General features: G+C 38.2%; 20 protein-coding genes, 2 tRNA genes and 1 pseudogene. 11 read left to right on the plus strand and 12 right to left on the minus strand.

From position 1 onward, the window contains the following. Positions 1 to 4: 4 nt before the first annotated feature. Complete coding sequence (addB, locus tag ACWZFG_RS12710) at positions 5 to 3,445, plus strand: helicase-exonuclease AddAB subunit AddB (protein WP_455577759.1); 3,441 nt, start codon at positions 5 to 7, stop codon at positions 3,443 to 3,445. Continuing rightward, positions 3,421 to 7,110: a helicase-exonuclease AddAB subunit AddA gene (addA, locus tag ACWZFG_RS12715; RefSeq protein WP_455577760.1), complete on the plus strand. Its 3,690-nt coding sequence runs from the start codon at positions 3,421 to 3,423 to the stop codon at positions 7,108 to 7,110. The genes addB and addA overlap by 25 nt, the downstream gene beginning before the upstream one ends. 36 nt (positions 7,111 to 7,146) lie before the next feature. On the opposite strand, the gene ACWZFG_RS12720 is transcribed toward addA, so the two are convergent. The 3 genes from ACWZFG_RS12720 to ACWZFG_RS12730 are packed head-to-tail and all read right to left on the minus strand — an operon-like array spanning position 7,147 to position 8,569. Then, positions 7,147 to 7,341 (minus strand): type II toxin-antitoxin system Phd/YefM family antitoxin, encoded by a 195-nt coding sequence (locus tag ACWZFG_RS12720; protein ID WP_147669658.1) that lies wholly within the window; start codon positions 7,339 to 7,341, stop codon positions 7,147 to 7,149. A gap of 31 nt (positions 7,342 to 7,372) precedes the next feature. Next, positions 7,373 to 7,603 carry a hypothetical protein gene (locus tag ACWZFG_RS12725; protein WP_177505518.1) on the minus strand — a complete coding sequence of 77 codons (231 nt, stop codon included), beginning with the start codon at positions 7,601 to 7,603 and terminating at the stop codon, positions 7,373 to 7,375. A 15-nt stretch (positions 7,604 to 7,618) separates the two neighbouring features. Beyond that, on the minus strand, positions 7,619 to 8,569 hold the full coding sequence (locus ACWZFG_RS12730) for a magnesium transporter CorA family protein (protein WP_147669660.1): 951 nt from the start codon (positions 8,567 to 8,569) through the stop codon (positions 7,619 to 7,621). Positions 8,570 to 9,036: 467 nt separating this feature from the next. Here ACWZFG_RS12730 and ACWZFG_RS12735 point away from each other — a divergent pair. From ACWZFG_RS12735 to ACWZFG_RS12745, 3 genes are all read left to right on the plus strand, one after another. Further along, positions 9,037 to 9,125, plus strand: a tRNA-Ser gene (locus tag ACWZFG_RS12735). Between the two features lie 14 nt (positions 9,126 to 9,139). Continuing rightward, a tRNA-Ser gene (locus ACWZFG_RS12740) sits at positions 9,140 to 9,228 on the plus strand. 152 nt (positions 9,229 to 9,380) lie between these two features. Then, complete coding sequence (locus tag ACWZFG_RS12745) at positions 9,381 to 9,767, plus strand: MerR family transcriptional regulator (protein ID WP_177505517.1); 387 nt, start codon at positions 9,381 to 9,383, stop codon at positions 9,765 to 9,767. A 66-nt stretch (positions 9,768 to 9,833) separates the two neighbouring features. On the opposite strand, the gene larC is transcribed toward ACWZFG_RS12745, so the two are convergent. From larC to ACWZFG_RS12775, 6 genes are read right to left on the minus strand one after another with little or no spacing between them, the layout of a single operon-like run. Beyond that, positions 9,834 to 11,084: a nickel pincer cofactor biosynthesis protein LarC gene (gene larC, locus ACWZFG_RS12750; RefSeq protein ID WP_455577761.1), complete on the minus strand. Its 1,251-nt coding sequence runs from the start codon at positions 11,082 to 11,084 to the stop codon at positions 9,834 to 9,836. Positions 11,085 to 11,113: 29 nt separating this feature from the next. Further along, the gene (larB, locus tag ACWZFG_RS12755) at positions 11,114 to 11,869 is read right to left on the minus strand and encodes a nickel pincer cofactor biosynthesis protein LarB (RefSeq protein WP_418627369.1); all 756 of its coding nucleotides are present in this window, start codon (positions 11,867 to 11,869) and stop codon (positions 11,114 to 11,116) included. Positions 11,870 to 11,871: 2 nt separating this feature from the next. Next, a complete protein-coding gene (gene larE / locus ACWZFG_RS12760) occupies positions 11,872 to 12,615 on the minus strand; it encodes an ATP-dependent sacrificial sulfur transferase LarE (protein WP_418627370.1) in 744 nt (247 codons plus the stop codon). A gap of 14 nt (positions 12,616 to 12,629) precedes the next feature. Next, positions 12,630 to 13,373 (minus strand): energy-coupling factor ABC transporter ATP-binding protein, encoded by a 744-nt coding sequence (locus ACWZFG_RS12765; protein WP_177505513.1) that lies wholly within the window; start codon positions 13,371 to 13,373, stop codon positions 12,630 to 12,632. Beyond that, positions 13,370 to 14,146: a cobalt ECF transporter T component CbiQ gene (gene cbiQ / locus ACWZFG_RS12770; protein WP_455577762.1), complete on the minus strand. Its 777-nt coding sequence runs from the start codon at positions 14,144 to 14,146 to the stop codon at positions 13,370 to 13,372. Before cbiQ ends, ACWZFG_RS12765 begins: the two co-directional genes overlap by 4 nt. After that, positions 14,130 to 15,113 carry an energy-coupling factor ABC transporter permease gene (locus tag ACWZFG_RS12775; protein ID WP_455577763.1) on the minus strand — a complete coding sequence of 328 codons (984 nt, stop codon included), beginning with the start codon at positions 15,111 to 15,113 and terminating at the stop codon, positions 14,130 to 14,132. Before ACWZFG_RS12775 ends, cbiQ begins: the two co-directional genes overlap by 17 nt. A 171-nt stretch (positions 15,114 to 15,284) precedes the next feature. Between ACWZFG_RS12775 and ACWZFG_RS12780 the strand changes: the two genes are divergently transcribed. From ACWZFG_RS12780 to ACWZFG_RS12805, 6 genes are all read left to right on the plus strand, one after another. Continuing rightward, on the plus strand, positions 15,285 to 16,634 hold the full coding sequence (locus tag ACWZFG_RS12780) for a metallophosphoesterase (protein ID WP_455577764.1): 1,350 nt from the start codon (positions 15,285 to 15,287) through the stop codon (positions 16,632 to 16,634). Positions 16,635 to 16,647: 13 nt separating this feature from the next. Beyond that, positions 16,648 to 17,760, plus strand: coding sequence for an aldo/keto reductase (locus tag ACWZFG_RS12785; protein WP_418627374.1), 1,113 nt, complete (start codon positions 16,648 to 16,650; stop codon positions 17,758 to 17,760). A 32-nt stretch (positions 17,761 to 17,792) separates the two neighbouring features. After that, entirely contained in the window at positions 17,793 to 18,338 is a 546-nt protein-coding gene (locus tag ACWZFG_RS12790; RefSeq protein WP_455577765.1) for a flavodoxin family protein, read from the plus strand. Between the two features lie 354 nt (positions 18,339 to 18,692). Then, positions 18,693 to 19,793, plus strand: a complete 1,101-nt coding sequence (locus ACWZFG_RS12795; protein WP_455577766.1) for an MBL fold metallo-hydrolase — start codon at positions 18,693 to 18,695, stop codon at positions 19,791 to 19,793. Between the two features lie 27 nt (positions 19,794 to 19,820). Then, the gene (locus tag ACWZFG_RS12800) at positions 19,821 to 19,961 is read left to right on the plus strand and encodes a hypothetical protein (protein WP_418627376.1); all 141 of its coding nucleotides are present in this window, start codon (positions 19,821 to 19,823) and stop codon (positions 19,959 to 19,961) included. A 49-nt stretch (positions 19,962 to 20,010) separates the two neighbouring features. Continuing rightward, entirely contained in the window at positions 20,011 to 20,199 is a 189-nt protein-coding gene (locus ACWZFG_RS12805) for a hypothetical protein (RefSeq protein WP_455577767.1), read from the plus strand. A 274-nt stretch (positions 20,200 to 20,473) separates the two neighbouring features. On the opposite strand, the pseudogene ACWZFG_RS12810 reads toward ACWZFG_RS12805, so the two are convergent. The 3 genes and pseudogenes from ACWZFG_RS12810 to ACWZFG_RS12820 all read right to left on the minus strand — a co-directional run. Then, positions 20,474 to 20,602: pseudogene (locus ACWZFG_RS12810) on the minus strand (twin-arginine translocase TatA/TatE family subunit); the annotation flags it as partial. 290 nt (positions 20,603 to 20,892) lie between these two features. After that, positions 20,893 to 22,380, minus strand: a complete 1,488-nt coding sequence (gene panF, locus ACWZFG_RS12815; RefSeq protein ID WP_418627378.1) for a sodium/pantothenate symporter — start codon at positions 22,378 to 22,380, stop codon at positions 20,893 to 20,895. Further along, entirely contained in the window at positions 22,373 to 22,624 is a 252-nt protein-coding gene (locus ACWZFG_RS12820; protein ID WP_177505505.1) for a YhdT family protein, read from the minus strand. Before ACWZFG_RS12820 ends, panF begins: the two co-directional genes overlap by 8 nt. Positions 22,625 to 22,749 lie beyond the last annotated feature (125 nt).

Here is a 22,749-nt window from a genome sequence, read left to right on the forward strand (position 1 = left end):
TGCGTTGCAGTTAGAATTGATTTATGGTCGCGCCGGCACGGGGAAATCGCAGCTTTGCCTAGATGAAATTCGGCAAGAACTGCGTAATTCTCCGGATGGCACACCGCTTTTATTATTGGTGCCTGAACATGCGACGTTTAAGCTGGAAAAAGAATTGGCGAGTACAAAAGATTTGGGCGGCTTTACTCGTGCTTATGTTATGGGGTTTCGCCGTTTTGCGCATCGTGTGCTTTTAGAATTAGGCGGTGCGTTAAAGCCTCGAATTAGCGACTTGGGAAAGCGGCTCCTTGTACATAGGATTTTGTCAGCGCGAGAAAGTGAATTTAGCGCTTTTGCACGTGCGGCGAAACAAAGAAATTTTACGGAAACGATTGTGAATTTAATCGAAGAATTTAAGAGCTATCGAATTGAATCAGCAGCGATTTATTCGGCAAGCCAGCAGGTAAATGATGTGATGCTCAAGCAAAAGCTAACGGATTTATCGCTGATTTATACGGATTTTGCTGATTATATGGATGGAAAATATACAGATGCGGAAGATTGCTTAAATTTGTTGGCAGAGAAATTGTCGCTATCTTCGTTAGTGCGTGGCGCAAAAGTCTGGATTGATGGGTTCACTTGGTTTAATCCGCAAGAACTTGCGATTCTTAGGCAATTATTGCTTACTGCAGCTGAAGTGAAAATTACGCTTTGCATAGAGGAGATTGATTCATCAGTGCATCAACAAGAGGTGGCACTATTTCACCGTCAATGGCAGACTCGTCAAGATGTCATGCAAATCGCGCGTGAATTGGATGTTCACGTAAAAGAGCGAGAAATGAGTGGACGATATCGTTTTGCTGCTGCTGAAGAATTAGAAAACCTCGAAGAAAAACTTGTCACTGCCAAGAAAATTCAGATAAAGAGTGCAGGAAAAATAAATATGGTGGAAGCGGCAAACCGTCGTAAAGAAGTAGAAGGAATGGCAATCGACATGATTCAAAAATGTCGTGAGCTAAATTACCGTTGGCGTGATATGGCGGTTTTGCTGCGTGATACAGAAAATTATAGTGACCTGATTGCTCATGTATTTTCTGATCTAGAGATACCGTTTTTTCGTGATGGTAAAAGAAAGGCTGTGCATCACCCATTAGCAGAATTTTTGCGTTCTATTTTAGATGCATTGCAGGGATGGCGCTATGAACCGTTATTTCGTGTATTAAAAACAGGATTTTTCTCCGTAAAACGCGACCAAATTGACAAAGTTGAAAATTACGTGTTGATGTATGGCGTTCAAGGGAAAAAATGGCAGGAAGAATGGCAGTTCGGCAAAGGTGCAAACTTTACCGAAGAAGCTTTGGCAGAAATAAATGCAATTCGGAAAACCCTGATTGTGCCGCTCAATGCATTGCAGGAAAAGTTGAAGAGCTGCCAGACGGTCAGTGAATATACAGATGCTTTATATGATACTTTAGAATCTATGGAAATCCTAGAGCAGTTAATCACTCTAGCTGATCAGGCACAAGCAGATGGGCAGTTAGCCGAGGCGCGCGAATATGAACAGTTATGGAATTTAATCATAAATTTATTTGATCAATTGGTCGAAACGTGCGGCGAAGAAAAGTTATCCCTGACGCAATATCAAGAGCTTTTAATCGATGGCTTAGAAGGGCTGGAGCTTAGCTTAATTCCAGCAAGTCTTGATTTTGTGACGATTACGACGATTGAGCAAAATTCTAGTGAAAATGCAAAAGCAATCTATATCGTAGGAATTAACGAAGGCGTATTACCAAAACGCGGGCGGATGGAGGGAATATTAAATGATGCGGAGCGTTTATTGTTACATGAGTCTGGCTTACCCATTGCGCCAGGAACGGGCAGTGATAATTTTGCTGAACGATTCCTCGTTTATTCTGCGTTGACAAGAGCCAGTGAAATGTTGTGGCTGAGTTACCCTCTTGCCGACAATGAGGGGAATGGGCTATTACCTTCTACCTTAATTGAACGTATCCGTAAATGGATAGATGGAATAAAAGTGATGCAGTTACCGCTCGATATTGTACAAGAAGACGATATTTTGCCATTTATCGGCACGGGCAGGCAAGCGGTAAGTGCACTCACCGGCAGTTTGCGCAACTTTAAAAAGACGGGAAATTTACATCCTGTGTGGCAGGATGTTTATAATTGGGCAATTCATACAGAGTCATTGAAGCTGGTATTAAATACATCTTTGGCTGGCCTTTTTTATACGAGAGCAGATGATGCACTATCCGCAGAAGTTGCCCGTCAGCTCTATGCAAAACATAAGTACTTGCGTGGAAGCGTTACGCGCTTTGAAAAATTTACTGCTTGCCCATTTCGTTATTTCGCGGAATATGGGTTAAAGTTAAAAGAACGGACGTTATATCAATTGCAAAGTTTTGATATTGGAAAGTTTTTGCATGATGTCTTGCGTTGTTATGGCGAGGCTTTACTTAAAGAAGGAAAACGGTGGCGGGAAATTTCGCCGCAAGAACAACAACTGCGCTGCAGTCGTATTGTGGATACACTAAAAGAACAACCGGATTATATGGTGTTGCAAAGTTCCTCACAAAATAAGCATCTTTTAGCGCGCCTGAAAAAAACCGTGGAATTTTCGATTGCACGTCTTAGTCAATTTGATGCGGCAAGCGCATTTGAACCGATGGCCTTTGAAAAATCTTTCGGCTTAGTGGATGGAGATTTACCACCACTGACTTATCTGCTGAATGATGGTTACAGGTTGTCGCTGACAGGACAGATTGATCGCATTGATTGTGTAGAAGTTGATGGAAACCTTTATTATTTAGTGATGGATTATAAAACAGGGAAAGCAGATGTAGCACTTATTGACGTTTTCTATGGATTAAAATTGCAACTCTTAACGTATCTATTGGCAGTGCAAAAGTATGCTGATTCTATTTTTGCCCGCGAGGCATTGCCGGCGGCAATGCTGTATTGCTTTTTGACGATTCCTTTTATTACGGAATCGAAAAAACTAAATGAGGTAGAATTGAAAAAAGCTTTAGCGAAACAAGGAAAAATGCCGGGCTGGGCGTTGGCAGATGCAGATATGCTAGGGCAGATTGACAGCACCTTTAACGATGCGTTTGGTTTTATTCGCTTTGCCGTAAAAAAGGATATGGAATTTACAAAAGCGACGCAGCCAAATGTAAAAGACAGTGAAGAATTTCAGACGCTGATTGATTTTGTCGGCGATAAATTTACGCAAATTGGCAATCGTATTTTAGCCGGTGATGTGCGTATTGAGCCTTATCAATTAAAAGAGCGTACCGGTTGTATGTATTGTCCTTACGGTGCAGTTTGTCGGTTCGATAAAAGTTTGTCCTGCTATCAATACGAGCAGTTAAACCTACTTGAGGATACGGAAATTATGGAAAAAATTAATGAGGAGGTAACAAAATGGGCTGGTCAAAAGAACAATTAGCGGCAATTTATACGTATGACAAAAATATTCTCGTTGCTGCAGCTGCCGGCTCAGGGAAAACCTCCGTGCTCGTTACGCGGATTATTGAACGGATTCTAGATGAAGCGCAGGATTTTTCAGTCGATAAGGTGCTCGTGGTAACCTTCACGAAAGCGGCGGCTGCAGAAATGCGGCAAAGAATCAGTATGGCGCTTGAAAAAGAACTAGCAAAAAATCCACAGTCACATCACTTGAAACGGCAACAGATGTTACTAAATAGTGCATCGATTACGACGATTGATTCCTTTTGTCAGTCGATTGTGAAACAGAATTTCCACCGTTTAAATCTTGACCCGAAATTTCGCATTGCCAATGAAGGTGAGCTGACGCTACTTCAATATGAAATGATTGAAGACTTATTTGAAACAAAATATGCAAACCTCGAAAATGAACCGGCATTTCGGTTATTTATTGACCATTATGGGAAGAAGCATCAGGATGATGCACTTTATGCAATGCTTTTGGATATTTATCAGTTTTCACGCAGTAATCCGAATCCAACTGCTTGGCTTGAACAGTTAAAGGATGCATTTGTATTTACCGAGGAAACGGCGATTTGGCAATCGCCTTGGGGACAAGCTTTACGCGAGAAGGTAAGTGCTGATTTAGCAAGGTGTAAAGAGCTCATTGAAGCCAGCATAAGACTCGCTGAAGATGCAATGTTTACTGCCTATGACAAAACTTTAGCTGCTGATCAAGCGTATATTGATGAGTTTATTATAGCGTTTGAAACTTCCTGGCAAAAGATAGATGAATGTATTGCGAAAAACTCTTTTGGCAGATTGGCGAATGCACCGAAAGATGCAGATGAAGAGGTTAAGGATGCGCTAAAGAAAAACCGTGAAACTTATAAAGCGATCATTACACAATTGTGTGAAAAATTCTTTTATGCAGATTTTGCGGCAATTCGGCAGGAATTTCTGACGATTCAGCCGGTGGCAGCAGCCATTGTCGAGTTAGTCAAGGAATTTGGTGCACGATTTGCAAAAGCGAAACAAGAAAAAAGTATCGTTGATTTTTATGATTTAGAGCATTTCTGTCTAGATTTATTACAGGAAACCGTAGATGGCGAACTTGTTCCGTCCGCTGTGGCAAACGCTTTGCAAGCGAAATATCAGGAAGTGATGATTGACGAGTATCAAGACACCAATGGGTTACAGGAAGCAATTTTGCAGCTGATAAAGCGCGGCAGGCAAGCAAACTTATTCATGGTAGGGGATGTGAAGCAGAGTATTTACCGCTTTCGTCTAGCAGAACCAGAGCTCTTTAATCAAAAATATCAAACATATCCAACGCGTGGTGATTCGTATACATTGATAAAATTATCGAATAATTATCGTAGCAGAGAAGCGATTATTGACGCGGTTAACTTTATCTTTGCGCAAGTGATGACACTTAAAGCGACCGAACTTGACTATCGGGGTGCAGAATTGATTGCCCAAGCAGACTATCCTGTATGCGAGGGAAAAAGTTTTGCTGAACCTGTAGAACTCAATTTCATTGATTGCGTGAAAAGTGATGCTGGTGAAGAAAATGAGGGCGCACAAGACGAGGATATGAGCACCTTTGCACTCGAAAGTGAGTGGATTGCCACTCGAATTGAACAATTAATGCAGGAAGGCTATCAAGTTTATGACAAGGATCGTGGTGGATATCGTCCGCTGATGCTGCGCGATATTGTCATTTTACTACGAGCGGTGAAAGGTAAATCGGATATTTTGCTGGAGACACTGCGGAATCATAATATCCCTGCTTATGCGGAATTGTCGGCAGGCTATTTTGCGGCAATTGAAGTACAAATTATGTTAGCTTTACTGGCTATTATTGATAATCCTCGTCAAGACATTGAATTGGCAGCCGTTTTGTATTCACCAATGGTTGCGCTGACAACGGAGGAACTATCTTTTATTCGGTTAGCTGAGGAAAATGTTGACTTATGGGATGCATTGCTTACCTATTGTAAAAAGAATCATGACAAGCTTGCTGATAAATTAAAGGAGTTTGTCGAACGACTAGAAAAATGGCGAAATGCATCTGCACATAAGAGCGTGCCTGAACTTATTTGGCAGCTGTTTAATGATACGGGGTATTACGATTATGTCGGGAGTATGGAAGGAGGCTTGCTTCGTCAGGCAAACCTTCGGATGCTGTATGATCGGGCGGGAGAATATGAAGCGACAAATTTTCGCGGGTTATTCCGCTTTTTACGCTTTATTGAAAAAATGCGGGCAAAAGAGACGGATTTGTCGGTAGCGAGAACACTCAGTGAGAGCGAAAATGTCGTTCGCGTTATGAGCATTCACAAAAGTAAGGGGTTAGAATTCCCCGTTGTATTTCTTGCGGATCTTGGCAAACAATTTAATATGCGTGATAAAAATAAAACGATGCTTTTGCACAAAAAACTTGGCTTAGGCATTTCAATTACCAGCGGCGGGGATACGGCTCTAGCAAGGCTCCGTTATCCGGGGGTATTGCGCAATATTATTGCCCGGGAAATGGAAAATGAGAGCAAAGCGGAAGAGTTGCGCGTGCTTTATGTAGCAATGACACGGGCACGGGAAAAGTTAATTCTTGTTGGTGCTGTCAAAGAATTGGCGAAAAAAGCGACAAAATGGTGCGAAGCAATAACAGCAAAGACGCAGGAGCTGCCACAAGATACGATTTTATCTGCGAAAACTTTCTTAGATTGGCTTGCTCCGTCGTTGCTTCGTCATGAAAGCGGCGAAGTTTTGCGAAGATATAGTGGTTATGAAGGCTATGTAGCGAATCCGATGTGGGATGCAAAGGGCGAGTGGCGTATTCAAATCATCCAGGCAGGAGATTTACTTAGCTCCGAACCCGCCTTAACGGAAGTGAATGCAGAATTTTTACAGAAAATTAAAGAAAAAGCAGAGCTGCCTGCTTCTATTCAAAAAGAAGCAGTAGAAGCAATTTTGAACTGGCAATATCCATATCAAGACGCGATTGATAAGCCGGCAAAACTTTCCGTAACGGAAATGAAACGTCGCTTTGACAACATTGAACAGGATGGATTTGGACAAAACATGCTAATGGGAGAAGCAAAGGAGACCAAAACCTTTACCAGACCGCGGTTTAAACAGGAATTGAAAGAATTGACTGGTGCGGAATATGGGACTTTGATGCACAATGTGATGCAACATTTGCCGTTGGATATTAAGTCGACGCAGAGTGCTGTGAGGTTAAGCCTTGAAAAAATGGTCGAGAAAGAAATTATTCTTCCAGAGCAATTATCAATGATTAATCTATATGGATTAACTTCATTTTTAAAGAGTGATTTAGCAAAACGGATGAAAGAATCCCAAAAGGTACGGCGTGAATTACCCTTTAGTATGATGCTTGATGCAGGTGAAATTTATGATACAATGCAAAGTGGGAATGAAAAAATTTTCGTTCAAGGGGTAATTGACGTGCTTTTTGATGAAGGGGACAAATTGATTTTGCTCGATTATAAGACCGACAAAGCGGATGAAGAAGAGCGAATAAGAAACCGTCATGCGTTTCAATTGAATCTTTATGCAAAAGCGATAGAAAAGATTTTTAAGAAAAAAGTCAGCGAAAAATATCTTTACTTATTTTCTATGGGGAAGGTAATTCGTGTAGAATGAAAATGAGGTGTCTATGCAATCGCATAGACACCTCATTTAATAATCATTACCTATATCACGTTTTTTCAATACATATAAATCACGTAACATTTCGTTATAATCATCAAGTGATAGCATAACAATATTTTTTTCTTCTTTGCCCATAAGAATTAAACGTTCTTTTTCGTTATGGATTTTATCGGAGTATTTTTGAAAGTCTTTTGATAGCATTGCGGGTGTTACTGCCAACATATTTCATTCCTCCTTTTGTTACATCGTGTCCTTAACAGGATTGCTTTCCAAGTCGTGGATGTTTTGTTGGTTTTAAACTTAATTTACGTATGAGATTCACTGCATCTTTTAGGCTGATATCCTTTCGATCAGTGGGAGTTTCAATCACGCAAATTGGGTTTTCTACGCCTATTTCGCTAGCAGGCATATACACATACTCATTGTTTTCCATATCACCATAGATAATACCTGCTTTTAACTCAGCAGTAACCATTGTACTCATAAATTCACCTAATTCCTAAAACATATCTTTTCTCCATAGAACAAAAGCACATAATGAAGTTAAACCTAAGGCGATTAAAGAAACATATAAGAATCCGTGATCTTCGCCAAAAGGAACATCAACATTCATACCAAAAAAACTTGAAATCACTGTTGGTATCGCTAGCATAATTGTAATCGATGCTAAAAATTTCATGACTAAGTTCAAGTTATTAGAGATAATGGAAGCGAATGTATCAGCCATTCTACTTAAAATTTTACTATACATTTCCACCATTTCTTTAGCCTGCTTATTTTCAATAATAACGTCTTCTAATAAATCTTCATCTTCTTCATAAATTTTTAAAAAACGTTGTAAATTATGACTGGAACGAAGCCTAAGAATCTTGTCCAATACAGCTCCATTGGAACGAATGGAAGCATTAAAGTAAGTTAAACCTTTTTGTAATTCAAGTAGTTGCAATAACTCTTGATTCTTCATTGATTTGCGTAATTGTTTTTCTATGTCTTCAGACAATTTGCTAATTTGGCGAAGATGTTTTAGATAAACTGTTGCTGATTTGTAGAGTATTTGTAAAAGAAAACGTGTTTTCTTAAATGTACGGAATAAACGAGCTGTATTTTCATTAAATTCCGAAATAACAGGATTATTTTCTAGACATACAGTTATTGTATAATCTTCTGTAATAATTATACCTAATGGTAAAGTATCATAGATATCCTTACCGCGCATAATTGGCACGTTAGTAACAACCATCATACAATTATCTTCTAATTCAGTATGAGAGCGTTCTTCTTCATCCAATGCGGATTTTAAAAGGTCAGGCTCTACCTCAGTAAAATTGCTGACAACTTTCAATTCATATGGCGTCGGATTTACAAGATTGATCCATGCACCTTTTTCTAGTGTTTTAATACTTAATTCGTGCAATAGACCATTTTCCGAACTTTTATAAACTTTTAACATGTAAAAATGATCCCCTCTCCCAAGGGGACATGTCCGAATTTTTAATTAAACAAAAGAAGACTGATAAAAAAACGGACATATCCCTTTAATTTTTTCTATTTTAAGCCACAACCACGAACTAGGGTGGTCTACATCCATTTTTCTCACCAGCCTTATCATTTATTAATTATTACATTAAAATATTACTCCTTACCTTTGTATTAGTCAACCTATAGCACTTGAAAATCTTTAGGATGATAATTTCTATGGGGTGAAAAATTTTATTCAATCGTGGTTAGAATGAAAATAAGGATAAAATTGTAGATTGGAAGAGTTTCTTTGTATGCGAAAATATATTTAATCATACTAATATTTTAAAACAGGAATAAAATATTATCCATGAAATCAAAATAAAATCCTAAAATTTAGCTAATGAAAATGATTGACAAAGTTTATGGATATTGTTATAATACTAAATGTCTTAATACGGAGAGGTGTCCGAGTGGTTTAAGGAGCTGGTCTTGAAAACCAGTGATACCGCAAGGTACCGTGGGTTCGAATCCCACCCTCTCCGCCATAAAATTTTATCATGGAGTGGTACTCAAGAGGCTGAAGAGGACGGTTTGCTAAATCGTTAGACGCGCAAGCGTGCGTGGGTTCGAACCCCACCCACTCCGCCATTTTAAAGAAGGAATGACTACTGGCTGTAAAGTTGGTGGTCTTTTTGTTATATATTTATTGTGGTAAAATGTATTGACATGGAGTTAGCTCCAGATGATAGGATTATACTAAATAAGAGATTTAGATTGCGGTAATTATGGGAGGTATGAAGATGACGATTACAGAAGTTAGTAAAAAGTATGGACTTTCACAAGATACCTTACGATATTATGAACGAATTGGTTTAATTCCGCCCGTCCCTAGGAATAAGAGTGGTATTAGAGATTATACAGAAGAAAGTTGTAATTGGGTAGAATTTATTAAATGTATGCGTGGGGCAGGACTGCCGATAGAAGCGCTGATCGAATATGTAGCTTTATTCCAACAAGGAGAAGATACTGTTGAAGCGAGAAAACATATTTTAATTGAGCAGCGCGATTGTCTGAAAGAAAGAATCGATACGATGCAAAAAACTTTGGCTAGATTAGATGGGAAAATTTCAAGATATGAATGTATTGCTGAGGCTGAAAATAAATTGAGGATAATACAAGAACCATAAAAAATAGCACTTTAAGTAAATTTTTTACTTAAAGTGCTATTTTTTATTCATTAGGTTAGGCAAGAGCTAGTCCTTGGATAAATTAAGCAGGTTTCGTACCTGGGCTAATGAGAGATTTTTTTCATCAGCAATTTTTTTTAAGTCCTCATATTCTACTTTACTTCGTTCAATTCCGTAACCATTGACTTTTTTTACATTGATTTTTCCTAGTGGCGTTTGCCTGATTTCTTCCGAGCGATGAAGTTTATAGCGGTTATAGTGGTATTCGCGTATACCGATCGTCGTGGTATGTTTAAATATTTCCTGAAGCAGGGAGTTTTTATCTGTTGATTTGCAGATGCAGTTTAGCATAATACCTGGTCGATTTTTTTTCATGATGATTGGGATAGTGTAAACATCTAATGCACCAATTGAGAATAATTTTTCTTGTGCATAACCGATGTCTTCAGGAGTCATATCATCCAGATTGCAGCTTAATTCGATAACTTCGTCAGCTTCGGAGGTTTCACCCCAAAAACTTCTGACGCAATTTGCAGTAGAAAAGTCTTTATGTCCCATCCCATAGCCAATTTTTTTTACATTTAATATTGGCATAGTCTGGCATGGCGATGCAAAGAATTTTAAAATTGCCGCTCCCGTTGGTGTGCAAAGTTCGCTGTGTATTGCATTGTGATAGATTGGAAGGCCTTGTAAGATATAAGCTGTTGCTGGGGCGGGAACGGGAAGAATGCCATGGGCGCAATGCACTTGACCGCTGCCCGTATTGATTGGTGAGACGAGAATTTTATCGGGGGCTAGTTCATCAATTAATAAACAGACATTCACAATATCAGATATGGCATCAAACATGCCGACTTCGTGAAAATGGACAGCATCCTTTGTATTGCCATGAACTCTGCCCTCAGCTTCAGCGAGAATATGATAAATTTTTATAGCGTTGTCTTGCACTTCTTTTGGAATATAGAGGTGTTGAATGATGCTTTCGATATCAGCCAATTTTGCATGTGTATGTGAAGTGTGATGCGGTGCAGGATGGTGATGGTGTATTGCCTGATGATGGTCTTGAATATGTTCATGTTGATCGGAATCAAGCAGTTCCCCTTCTTCTGTTCCATGGATGGAAACTTTTATAAAAGTACCGCAAATGCCACACTTGATAGTAGGGGCGGCTTCTACTTTCACATCAGGTAATCCAAGGGTATTAAACTTTTCTAACATTTTTTCTTTATCCTCAATAAGTTCGAGTAAGGAAGCAGTCAGCATATCACCAGCCGCCCCCATAGAGCAGTCGATATATAATGTTTTCAAATTTTTCATTCCTTTCAAAATAGAAAATAGAATTTTGTTTATTTTTTCTGCATGTGATTGATCATACTAGCTTGGTATGCCGCGCCAAACCCATTATCAATATTGACAACACTCACGCCACTAGCACAGGAATTTAACATAGAGAGTAATGAAGAGACACCGTTGAAGGAAGCACCGTAGCCAACGCTGGTAGGGACACCGATCACGGGACAATCCGTAAGTCCTGCGATAACGCTCGTGAGTGCACCTTCCATGCCGGCAATGGTAATAATAACATTGGCATCCATAATAATGGGGAGGTTTGATAATAAACGATGGAGACCGGCAACACCGACATCGTAAAGTCTAACGACTTCATTGCCTAAAAATTCAGCAGTTAGCGCTGCTTCTTCAGCGACCATCATATCACTTGTACCGCCAGTTGCAATGACAATTTTGCCGAGACCATCCGCTTTTCTCTTTGTGCCAATTATCCCAATCTGCGCGATTTCATCATAATTTAGTGGTAGAACTTCTTTAAGTAAAGTTGCTTTTTCTGTATTAAGGCGAGTGATTAAAATATTGTCCTGACCGTTTTTTAACATGACTGTTGAAATTGCTTCAATTTGCTTGGCAGTTTTGCCAGCACCGTAAATGATTTCTCCTGTTCCCTGCCTTAACGTACGGTGTGTGTCAATCTTGGCAAATCCTATATCTTGAAATGGAGCTGCTTTTAATTGTAAAACGGCTTCGGCAGGAGTTACATTACCATTCGCCACTTGACTTAATAGATTTTCTAATGCTTCTTTATTCATTTTTACCTCCCTGCCAAATCGAGTAAAATCAGCTTGAAATATGGCTGTAAATTTTGTTGAATGAATTCTTTCTGCTCGATCGCCCGAAACATATCCTTTTGGGAAAATTGCAATTGTGCTGCTTCATGATAAATGCGAATGCGAAAATCTTTAAAGCCTAATTTTTGTAGTTCAGTTTCAGCATTCTCTATTATCTTTAATAATGGCGCAGATAATTTTTGATTTGTGGGAATTCGCGTCGCTAAACATGCATAGGCAGGTTTATTCCATGTAAACAAATTAAGTTCTTTACTGCATTGTCGAATTTCGCTTTTTGTCACGTTGCATAAGCGAAGCGGGGATAGGATTCCTAATTCTTGGCTGGCTTTCATCCCAGGGCGGTCATTGCTGTTATCTGAAGCATTTGTACCATCAATTAAGATAGAATACCCATCGGTAGTACTTTGCTCTTTTATCAGATTCATAATTTTTTGTTTGCAGTAGTAACAGCGATTTGATGGATTTGCTATGATTCGTGCATCTTCGAAAATATTAAGTGTTAGGATGGTTATGGGAATAGATAATTCCTTGCCTAACCGCAAAGCATCTTCAAGCTCAAATTGCGGCTGCAATGCTGATTGTACAAAATATGGTTTGATATTGACTCCGTGTTTTTTTGCTATAGCGAGTAAATAGGCGGAATCACAGCCACCGGAAAATGCGAGTGCAACCTTAGGGTAGGTCTGGAAAAATTCATTTAATTTCATATGTATTGTCATCCTTATTCATGTATTCTCCAACCTTGTAAACGAAGGGGAAGTTCTAAGTTGTGAGCAGTTAAGAGCGATTCATTTTGTAAAATATCTAAAGTATTTCCTGCGTTGATTACGCGTCCTTTATCTAATAGGATTACTCGCTCGCAGGTATCAGCGATAAAGTCCAAATCATGGGAGGCAATGATTTTCCCTTGGGGAATTTTCTTTAGCAAATGAAGGATATGACGACGATTCTTAGGATCAAGGCCATTTGTCGGTTCATCCATAAGGAGCATATCGGGTTCCATAACGATAATTGCAGCGATAGCAGTCAACTTTTTTTCCCCGCCCGATATTTTATAAAGAGGGCGCTCTAAAATGCCTTCTAAATTTAATAAAGCTGAAAGCTCCTTTATCCTTTGTGTAATTTTTTCTTCTGACCAGCCATAGTTGCGTGGTGCAAAGGCGATTTCTTCACGAACGGATGGCATAAAGAGCTGATTGTCACTTGATTGCATGATCAGCCCAAGTTTCTGGCGAATAGCAAGATAGTTTTCCTTGCAAATATTAAGACCGTCTACGGTAGCAGTCCCTTGGAATGCAGAGATTAAACCAACAAGTAATTTTAGAAATGTCGATTTGCCTGCACCGTTACAACCAATTAAACCGATAGTTTCATTTTTGTTGATAGAAATAGATATATTGTCTAAAATTATTTTTTGATTATCATAAGCAAATGTTAAATTTTTAAGAAAAAGATAATCGTTCATATTTTCTCCCATCCTTTAATAAAAAGAAAAAAGCAGAGCCAAAACAGTAGATACCCGATATCTGTTTTTGTGATTTTCTGCGAAGTAAGATAAAAAGTTTCTGGTGTATAGTTGCGTAACAGCATACTTTGATAAAGCTGCTCAGCGCGATGAAAACTGTGCAGCAAAAGTTGACCGGCAAATGTGCCCCAATCTTTTAAAGCAATGCCGTGCTGCGCGTTTGTGCGCAATTGATAAGAAAATTGCATATCCATGGCAGTATGTAAAAGGATAATAATATAGCGATACATTAAAAGGATTTGTGTAAGAAAAAATGATGGGACACGTAAAATTCTTAGCGCCGTACAGATATCTTTTATTGTTGTAGATGCGATGAACAAATAAGATGCGGTAATCGTTAAAATGCCTTTTAAAGTAAAGGAAAGAAAGGAGATGATTCCTCCTGTAATGGTAAGGTCGTGAATTTGGATCAGCGGTATTGTGTCAAGAAAAGGATTGGCAATACCGACGAAGAGTGCCAGAGAAAAAAAGATTTTCAGTTTAGAAAAGGTATGATAAAGGTTTAATTTGCTTAATGTAAATAAGATGATTGGATAAGTTGCTAAGATGAGCAATGGCAGTAGCGCATATTTATGGATAGAAGTTACTGTCAGGAGGTAGGTAAAGGTAACAAGTAATTTTATAAGTGGATGGCGACGATTCAGCCAGCTGTATTGCAGGGCAAATTCTTCAAGTGTGCATATTGCTTTTATTGCGTTATGTATATGGTTCATGAATAGTTTTCGCTTTCTTGCGCCTAAAGCGGAAAATTTTGCTCGTTAAAACAATGGAAAAGATGGTTAAGAATGAACCGAAGATTCCGGCTATGCTGGTATAAAAAGCGGATTCAGTCCCAAGTACAGTATAGTCTGGAAAAATTGCAATTGTTTCTTGTAGAGTTGAGGATACAGTTGAAGTTTCACTAAGTGATTTTTCTATGCCGGCTTTTTCTAAAGACCATTCTAAGCCATCGGGATTTTCACTTGCGAATAGGGATAATCCACCGCTAAGCAATAATGCGGTAATTGCAAAAGTAATAATAGCAGGTTTAAGATTGAACTTTGTATCATTATTGTTTAAGATTTCTGGTCGCGATTCGAAAATAAAGCAAAGAATTGCGCCTGTTACCACGCCTTCAACAAGACCAATTGCCAGATGAATTGGCTGCATTGCTGTAAAAAATAAATACATCGGCAATTCAGTTACGTCAGACAGTAATGTCTCGATGACCACACTTCCAGCACCAAGCTGTAGACTTACAATACTGCTAAAAATTGAGGCAGTAAATAATCTGCGTTTGGTGATTTTTTTTCGCACGATAGGATGAAAAATACAAAACCAACTTAATAAGCATGAATAAAATGCCATATTCCAAATATTACATCCTAATGCTAATAAACCACCATCTGCAAATAGTAGACATTGTACGGTGAGTATTGCTGCCATGACAAGAAATCCTTCATATGGACCTAAAAGAGCAGCAGCTAATAATCCACCGCAGAGATGACCGGATGAACCGGTTCCTGGAATGCTGAAATTTATCATTTGTGCGGCGAAGATAAATGCGCCAACAACGCCCATAAAAGGAACTTTGCGTTCATCATTCATTTGTTTTAATTTACGGCAGGCAATTGTCATTGTACTTATACTTGCGATATACATTGCTATACCAATAGATGGGCTTACTAACATATCCGCCATATGCATATAAAAACCTCCTTAGTATTCAATAAGATTACGCTAGTTAGGCTAATCATAACACTTGGAGTTTACTTCAAGTCAAGAATGTTAGCAGAAAAAATTTAAAAAATATTCTTGACTTGAACTGAACTCCAAGTGATAGAGTGATAAATGAAAGAGGCGTTGTATTCAATGCTATTATATGAGGAGAATGATTATGATATGGATAAAGAGAATAAAAATAGGTCTAGGCCGAAGTTTGTAGGGATTTTATGTGTAGTCTTTTTTGTGGCAATTGCGATATATTCGCTTATGCCAAATATGCGTGAACATTCGCAACAGATCACACAATCTACATGGGGAATTGCCGGGGACTATCTTTCGATGGAAGAGACGGAGGCATTCGCAATTCGGCAGGTGATAACGAAAGAGAGTGCGACCTCACGGACGATTATGTGGCAATCTGAGCTAGAGGAAAATGATGCGATTGTGGAATATAAAATAAAAAATTTGTCAGAGATAAAATCTGTTGTAGTGAGCAATAAAAAATTTACGGATGATGGAATAACGCTCTATCTTCATACTGCTAATTTGGAAAATTTAGAGCCACATGTACAATATGAATATCGTATTGGCGACGGAAATAAGCGTAGTAATTGGTATACTTTAAATACAGATACTGGTGGAGACTTTAAAGCGTTAATTTTTCCTGACTCTCAGTCGAATGATTACAGCGGATGGAAAAGGCTTGTGCAAGTTGCGCGAAAAGAGAATCCGGATGCAGAATTTTTTGTGAATATGGGAGATTTAGTTGATAATGGGGAAGACTATAGTCAATGGCAAGCTTGGTTTAACGCAGTTTCGGGTATGGTTGAAACAATTCCTGTAGCACCGGTTTTAGGAAATCATGAAACGTATAATCGGGATTGGAAAGTGCGGATGCCAGAATCGTATTTGAACCTTTTTTCGCTACCTGAAAATGGTGATGCTATGCGGCAAAATCAGTTTTATTCTTTTGATTATGGAGCAGTACATTTCATTGTGCTCAATACACAAATCGATGAAATGGAACAGTTTCAACCGGGCCTTTTGGAAACTCAGCAAAAATGGTTTGTCAATGATATAAAGAATACAAATAAAAAATGGAAAGTTGTTTTGATGCATAAAGATGTTCTAACTTATGAAATAAAAAATAGGACAGATCGTAAAGCTGGAATTTCAGATATTGGCAGAGCATGGATGCCATTGTTCGACGAATATGGAGTAGATGCTGTGCTTACCGCGCATTTACATACTTATCGGCGGCGGGGAAATTTATATAATTTTGAATCAGATACACGCGCCCCGCTTTATATTATCACTGGTGTCGCAGGAAATGTTCGATATCCTGACCTATGGGTGGATCATCCATTTGATCAGGCGACGGCTCCACAGCCGGAGACTGACAATTATATGACGATAGAAGCGTCAGAGGATGTTTTGCGCTTAGCAGCATTTTTAGTTGATGGCAGGAAGATTGATCAAGTAGAAATAAGAAAGTAGAGGAGAGATAACGGTGGAAAAGAAAAAGTTAGGGTTTGGCTTTATGAGGCTTCCAGTCAAGAATGAGAGTATTGATATGAATGAAGTAAATCGAATGGTGGATACTTTTTTGGCAAAAGGTTTTACTTATTTTGATACGGCTTATATGTATCACACGGGGAAAAGTGAAATCGCAATTCGTGAATCGGTAGTTAAACGTTATCCTAGAGAATCTTACACTATAGCAGATAAATTGCCAACGATGTTCCTAAAAGAAGTTGGTGATCAAGAACGAATTTTTGCTGAACAACTGGAGAAGTGCGGAGTAGAGTATTTTGACTACTACTTGTTACATAATTTAGGTGTAATTAATTATGAAATTGCGAAAAAATTTGATAGCTTTGCTTTTGTGGCAGAACAGAAAAAAGCGGGAAAAATAAAATATATGGGCTTTTCATTTCATGATCATGCTGATTTATTAGATGAAATTTTAACTGAACATCCGGAAGTGGATTTCGTTCAACTACAAATTAATTATTTAGATTGGGACAATGAAAGCATTCAATCGCGAAAATGTTATGAAGTGGCGAGAAAACATAATAAATCGGTAATTGTTATGGAGCCAATTAAGGGGGGGACACTTGCGAAAGTACCAGAAAAGGTAGAAGCTTTATTTAGAGAATATCATCCGAATCTTTCAATAGCTTCTTGGGCGGTACGTTTTGCGGCAAGCCATGAAGGAGTTATGATGGTGCTGAGCGGGATGTCTAATATGGAGCAATTGCTAGATAATACAGGTTTTATGCAGGACTTTAAACCGCTTGGACCAATAGAAAGTAAAATTATTGAAAAAGCGGTTGCCTTGATTAATGAATCCATCGCGATTCCATGCACAGCTTGTCAGTATTGCGTAGAAGACTGTCCGAAGCAGATTGATATTCCGAAATATTTTGCTTTATATAATGCGGAAAAACAATCCTTAAATACTGGATTTTCGACACAGGGTGTATATTATGAGAACTATATTAAAACACATAGCAAGGCATCGGATTGTATTGGTTGTAAACAATGTGAAAACCATTGTCCGCAACATATTGAGATTACAAAATACTTAAAGAATGTAGCTGAGACGTTTGAAGGAAAATGAAGAGGGATAGCTTAGAAAAAGGGGATGGATAAATGCATAAAAATATAGTAGTGTTATCGGGAAGCCCGCGTAAAGGTGGCAATTCCGATTTATTATGTGATGAATTTGTGAAAGGGGCATTAAAAGTAGGAAATCAGGCAGAAAAGATATGCTTGGCAGACAAAAAAATTAATTACTGTATTGCTTGTGATGCTTGTAAAAGAAATAATGGTGTATGCGTTTGGAAGGATGACATGGCGGATATACTTGAAAAGGTGATACAAGCTGATGTGATTGTAATGGCAACACCGGTATATTTTTATACAATGGATGCACAGATGAAAACGTTAATTGACCGAACGGTAGCACGATATACGGAGATTAAAAATAAAGAGTTTTATTTTATTGTAACGGCTGCGGATAATAGCATTCCTGCAATGGAAAGAACGATTGAAGGTTTCCGGGGATTTATGGACTGTCTTGATGGAGCAAGGGAACGGGGAATTGTTTATGGGGTAGGTGCATGGAATAAAGGGGATATCAAAGGCAGTAAAGCAATGCAAATAGCATATGCAATGGGAAAAAATATAAAAGAATAAATAAAAAAATGAAGGTTAGGAAAATCATTGCTTTTCCTAGCCTTCATTTTTATAAATCACCAGTGAATTTTTGTAGAAAATACTCTTGACTATCTATTTTTATTTCAGGGTCTTCGTTGCGCTTTTATATTTTTATTATTTTATAGTTCACGTGCTTTAACATTTTCAGGCCGCATGATATTTAACGAATCAAGAAAAATTTTTTTATTGATTGCTCAAAGATAGGGCAGGCAATATATTTGTACAAAAATAAATTGAAATATTTAAAATTGCATAAAAACTATTTACTTAGAGTTAACTCCAAATGATAAACTTAACATATGAAGAATATGTCGCTTAATTTAAGGAGGGAATATGGGGAAATTTATATTGTTATGGTTGGGGATTTTATTTGTTGGTTTAGTCATTGGAATAGTGTTTTATATCCAACAGCCGATGTTTGGAAATATGCCGTCTGGTGAAAGGCTTGAAAGAATAAAAGGGTCACCATATTATATAGATGGAGAATTTAAAAATTTAGAGCCTGTGACGCAAATTGTTGAAGGCAATCGTCTTATTGCTCTGTGGAATTTTATTTTTGGAGAAAAAGAGCAGTTAATACCGCAAAAGTTAATTCCAGTTGAAAAGGTCGATTTGAAAGCATTAAATAAGAATGAAGATATTATTGTTTGGTTGGGACACTCCTCTTATTACATGCAACTCGACGGAAAGAGTATTTTAATAGATCCGGTTTTCAGTGCGTATGCATCGCCGATCTCGTTTATTAATAGAGCGTTTGATGGGACGAATCCATATACTGCTGAGGATATACCCGATATTGATGTTTTATTGATATCTCATGATCATTGGGATCATTTAGATTATTCAACGATCATGAGTTTAAAACAAAGGATTAATCAGGTTGTTTGTGCTCTGGGAGTAGGAACGTATTTTGAGGAATGGGGATTTGAAAAAAAACAAATTTTTGAGGAAGATTGGTTTGCAGAAATACCATTGCAAGACAATTTCGCAGTTTACATATTGCCAGCACAGCATTTTTCTGGAAGGTTGTTAAAGTCCAATCAAACGCTATGGGCTTCATTTGCCATTACGACCCAAAATCATCGCGTATTTTACAGTGGAGATGGAGGTTATGGGAAGCACTTTAAAGAAATCGGTGAGCGATTTGGAAATTTTGATATTGCTATTATAGAAAATGGTCAATATAACAAAGATTGGGCAAGGATTCATATGATGCCAGAAGAGACAGCGCAAGCAGCAGAGGATATACATGCGAAAACATTGCTTCCTGCACATGCAGGTAAATTTGCTTTAAGTAAGCATACGTGGGATGAACCATTTCAGCGCATTGTAGCGGCAAGCGAAGGAAAGAGCTACCGTTTGCTTACGCCGAAACTTGGAGAAATCGTAGAAATAGGAAATGATGAGCAAGTATTTACTCATTGGTGGGAATAGATATTTTAAAATAAGGGAGAGATACGTGTGAAAGAGGATTTCAATAAAGGAATTATTTTTTCAAAAGGTGAGAAAATGCCCGCACCTTTTAATAAAAACTTTAGTGGGCAAGCTTATTTAGAAATGCTTGTAGCTAAAAAGCATTTAATTGTCCAATTGGGAATGTAACGTTTGAGCCTGGATGCAGAAATAATTGGCATAGGCATCCGGGGGACAATTGTTACTGGTAACAGGAGGGCGCGGGTGGTACCAAGAAGAAGGTGAATCCGCACGTGAACTTCACGCTGGTGACGTTGTTGAAATTCATCCAAATGTGAAGCATTGGCATGGTGCAGCGTATGACAGTTGGTTTTCTCATTTATCAGTGGAAACTAATGTTGAAATGGGGCCCCCCAGAATGGTTTGAACCTGTATCGAAAGATGAATATAATCAATTGAAATAACTGGTTAAGATTTTTTAGATAAAATAATAAAATGTTGTGGATAGAAGTTGTATTGTTGGAGCAACTATTTTATTTTTAGCTCGATTGAGAAAAATATATAAAAAACAAGCAAATCGACGGGCGATTTGCTTGTTTTACATTGAATTATATAGATAAAGCGCAGGAATTTTATTCTGCTTATTCTTTCTCTTTTTTCTCTGTAATTGTAAAAGGCTCTTTAAACTTTTCTTTTTCCGCTGATACTTTGCGAAGCTCATTTAGCCCTTTGCCTAGAGTTCTGCCGATATCCGGAAGTTTATTGGGGCCAAAAATTATAATACCGATAATTAAAATTAAAATTAATTCAGGAACGCTAAAACCAAACATAATATATTTCTCCTTTAATATTGATTTTGAATAGTTTAACTTTGTTTTAGCAATGGAATAATGAGAAAATATTTTCGTAATAATGCTTGAATAATCTAATCATCAATTTATTAAATTATTCAAAACTTTTATTTGCTACTTAAAAATCTTGTCTATTTATTGTAATGTATAAAGCACTTCTTTTACAAGGGTAATTTTTGTTGCTCTAGAGTCTGTTAAGAAGGATAAAAGGATAGTTCTTACTAAAAATCCGCTAAGACAGTGTCTTAACGGATTTCTCAGTTTGTATTTTATTTTCTTGGGAAAAATATATTTAATGTTTTTGCATCTTCTTGTTTGCCAAGATATGAGCCGATAATAAACAAAATCCCTGCAGAAACAATGCCGATAACGATTTGATGCAGTCCCATAATCTTAAAGCCATATGCCATGCTCAGACAGTAGGCGATTGTTCCTCCTGCCATAGAGAGAAGCGCGCCCGTTCTATTTGCTTTTCGCCAGAAGAGTCCTAATAGAAGTGTCCAGAAAAATGCGGTTTCAAGGCCGCCAAAAGCAAACATATTGATTAACCAAATAACGCTTGGTGGAACGAGTGAGATGACAAAGACGATAATTCCAATAGAGGCAGTGGTTATTGTGCTGATGCGTCGCACTTTTTTTAGAGATACAGCTTGCCCTTGTTTTTCTTGATGATGCATATAGATATCTTTAATCATTGCTGAAGAAGATACGATAAGTAGCGAAGATACGGTAGAAATGGTTGCGGCAATTGGCCCAATGATTGCAATTCCCGCAAGGAATGGTGGCATTGTTTTTATGATGGCAAGCGGGATAATATAATCGACACCGCCATAGACAGAAAGGTCTTCCATAAGAAAACCCCGTGCAAATACGCCGATAAGGTTTACGCCGATTGTCATTGCACCAATAATCACCGTTCCAATGAGCATTGCCTGATGCAATCCTTTTGTTTCTTTGTAACTGATGCCACGTACTACGGATTGAGGTAATGCAATCGTGAAGATTCCGACAAGCAACCACTGGGTAAAATATAAAGAGTATGGCATATTACCGCCAGCCAGCGGTTCAAGCATTTGAGGATGCAAAGTTTCGATCGTGGTCATTACGGAATGATATCCACCACCTGCATCAAGAACAAAATAAAGGAGAAGTCCAATCCCAATCAACATCATGATTGCGCACCAGGCATCTGTTATTGCAACAGCGCGGAATCCACCGATTGCAGTATAAAAAATAACGATAAGACCAAAAAGTAAAAGTCCCGTTAGATAGCTATAACCAGTAACGGTTTCAAAAAGTTTAGCACCGCCAACGAATTGTGCGACCATCGTTGCGCAGAAAAATAAAACGATGATAAATGCGGAAATATTCGCAAGCAAATCAGATTGATAGCGAGTGCGAATGATATCAATAATCGTAACGGCATTAATTTTGCGTGAAATTAATGCAACCCTTTTGCCGAAAACGCCTAAAACGAGGAAGATGGCGGTAATTTGTACAATCGCCATGTAAATCCAGCCAAAACCGACTTGCCAGGCCATACCGGGACCACCGACAAAAGAACTTACAGAGCTATAGGTTGCGACTGTGGTCATTGCAAGAACAAAGCCACCGAGATCGCGGTTCCCGATAAAATATTGTTGGACAAAATTTTTCATGCGTCCAGAGCTTTCTTGTTGACGGCGAATCATGATACTAAGTATTATCATAAAAGCTAAGAAACAAAGCATTGGAATGAGGATGGAGACATTATTCATCTTCAGTATCCTCCAAATCCATATCTTTGAACACTTTTGTGATTAAAAACCATACGATTGCTACGCCAAATAACCAGGTACCAAAACAAGAGGTAATTACCCAAAGGGGAAGACGAAAAATTTTTATATCGAGTGTAGCTGCGCCAAAACCTGCGATAATCCAAAAAATAATAATTGCTAAAAGTGCTAAGCCGGTTGCTTTTGCTTCCTTTCTGACTTGATGATACTTTTTTTCGTTTGTCATGGTTGCTCCTCTTTGATAAAAAGGCACCCTATATCTAGGATGCCTAAAAAGTGAAAGCAAAATTCTTTCAGCTTAAAATCTCTATGACAGTCCCATTCTTAAGATATAGGCTTATAATTTCATAC

It is taken from the genome of Anaerosinus sp. (assembly GCF_965318445.1).

Coding starts and splice junctions, on each gene's coding strand:
- ACWZFG_RS12820 (WP_177505505.1), bottom strand. CDS start 22,624: ATGACAAACGAAAAAAAGTATCATCAAGTCAGAAAGGAAGCAAAAGCA.
- ACWZFG_RS12775 (WP_455577763.1), bottom strand. CDS start 15,113: ATGGCGGATATGTTAGTAAGCCCATCTATTGGTATAGCAATGTATATC.
- ACWZFG_RS12745 (WP_177505517.1), top strand. CDS start 9,381: ATGACGATTACAGAAGTTAGTAAAAAGTATGGACTTTCACAAGATACC.
- ACWZFG_RS12790 (WP_455577765.1), top strand. CDS start 17,793: ATGCATAAAAATATAGTAGTGTTATCGGGAAGCCCGCGTAAAGGTGGC.
- ACWZFG_RS12795 (WP_455577766.1), top strand. CDS start 18,693: ATGGGGAAATTTATATTGTTATGGTTGGGGATTTTATTTGTTGGTTTA.
- ACWZFG_RS12730 (WP_147669660.1), bottom strand. CDS start 8,569: ATGTTAAAAGTTTATAAAAGTTCGGAAAATGGTCTATTGCACGAATTA.
- cbiQ (WP_455577762.1), bottom strand. CDS start 14,146: ATGAACCATATACATAACGCAATAAAAGCAATATGCACACTTGAAGAA.
- ACWZFG_RS12765 (WP_177505513.1), bottom strand. CDS start 13,373: ATGAACGATTATCTTTTTCTTAAAAATTTAACATTTGCTTATGATAAT.
- larB (WP_418627369.1), bottom strand. CDS start 11,869: ATGAATAAAGAAGCATTAGAAAATCTATTAAGTCAAGTGGCGAATGGT.
- ACWZFG_RS12780 (WP_455577764.1), top strand. CDS start 15,285: ATGCTATTATATGAGGAGAATGATTATGATATGGATAAAGAGAATAAA.
- ACWZFG_RS12720 (WP_147669658.1), bottom strand. CDS start 7,341: ATGTTGGCAGTAACACCCGCAATGCTATCAAAAGACTTTCAAAAATAC.
- panF (WP_418627378.1), bottom strand. CDS start 22,380: ATGAATAATGTCTCCATCCTCATTCCAATGCTTTGTTTCTTAGCTTTT.
- larE (WP_418627370.1), bottom strand. CDS start 12,615: ATGAAATTAAATGAATTTTTCCAGACCTACCCTAAGGTTGCACTCGCA.
- larC (WP_455577761.1), bottom strand. CDS start 11,084: ATGAAAAATTTGAAAACATTATATATCGACTGCTCTATGGGGGCGGCT.
- addA (WP_455577760.1), top strand. CDS start 3,421: ATGGGCTGGTCAAAAGAACAATTAGCGGCAATTTATACGTATGACAAA.
- ACWZFG_RS12725 (WP_177505518.1), bottom strand. CDS start 7,603: ATGAGTACAATGGTTACTGCTGAGTTAAAAGCAGGTATTATCTATGGT.